The 1,278-nt window shown below is 54.8% G+C and carries 1 protein-coding gene; it reads left to right on the top strand.

What is annotated here, in order from left to right:
• Window positions 1–1,278: hypothetical protein (locus BA066_07980; protein ID RDD52755.1), on the top strand; the 1,278-nt coding region annotated here is incomplete at both ends.

The raw sequence follows: 1,278 nt of genomic DNA, 5'->3' as shown, positions 1-1,278 counted from the left end.
GCTCTACGATGATGGCACCAATGGTGATGCGGTGGCCAACGATGGGATCTACACGAATGCCAATGCCTACTCCCTGACACCCGGCTCTCCAATGGGAAGGTGGCGCGTGGTTGTGCTGGCGAACGACTCCTCGGTCTCAACATACTCATCCTCATACAACGGACTTGTTCACATCCCAAACAGGCCCTACGAGGTCAACTACACCGACTTCTTCAACGTGGGCGAGTCCTACTTCTACCTAGGATATGTGAGTGGCGTTATCTTCGAGGACAGGTATCCCCTAGCCTCCCACGGTCCGGAGGATGCTCCCTTCAGCGATGTCCCTGTTTACGCCTTCAGGGACAACGGAGACGGCATATTTGATCCTCTCAGCGATACCCTGGTTACTTGGAGCAGGACCGATTCCAGTGGCAGATATAGGCTGGCACTTCAGGGTAAGAACTTCCTTGTCGTGAACTCCAGGGCACTTGTTCCTACTCTGAACTCTGGGCACTCATCCGATGAGACCTGGGCGGATCAGACATATGGGGTACAGTGGAACGGTAGCTCCTATGTGGGCATTGCTAAGTTCGGTGGAATGGATCCTTGGCTGAGCGACGCCTGCCCCATGGAGATCATATTTCACGATGACTTCGAGACCTGGAGCGGCTGGAACTCTTACGACCGTGGTGGCGTGAGGCAGTCAAACGCGGAGTTCTACAATGGGAGCTACAGCCTTGAGAAATACATCAGAAATGATCCGGACGGGGGATACAAGCTGCTGGGCAGGACGATAGGCAGGGGCTACCTGCTCCAGGGATACGCGTTCAGGCCGGCCCCGGTAGGAAGGAACGCTAAAGTAGCTGTCTCCCTGGTGGATGCAAGCTACAACGGCTACGGCTTCATAGTGGACCATAATTCTAATCGGATCAGGGTGGTCAGGAGGACCGGAGGGGACTTTACTTCCCTCAGCTCAGTGAATTACAATCCTCCTGAGAACAGCTGGTACTTCTGGAAGCTCATACTGCTCGAGAACAACACGATAATATTCAGGCTCTACTCCACTGACGGTAGCCTCTTAACAGAGGTCAGGGCCACGGACTCCACTTACAACAGCTTCGACAGGGTTCTCGTGCAGGGTGATGCCACCTACTACTTGGATGTGCTGGTGCTATGGAGGCTGCCCTCGCACTGCGAGCACGTGGCTGAGGTGGACACCTCAAACTATCTGGGGGAGAGCATAGACTTCGGTTTCAGCTACGAGGTCGTGGTCAACACGAAGGACTCGGATGATGCCCC

This window comes from Candidatus Korarchaeota archaeon NZ13-K (assembly GCA_003344655.1).
GTDB lineage: Archaea > Korarchaeota > Korarchaeia > Korarchaeales > Korarchaeaceae > Korarchaeum.
The sequence above is the reverse complement of the archived record's forward strand: the minus strand, read 5'-3'. Positions and strand labels throughout refer to the sequence as shown.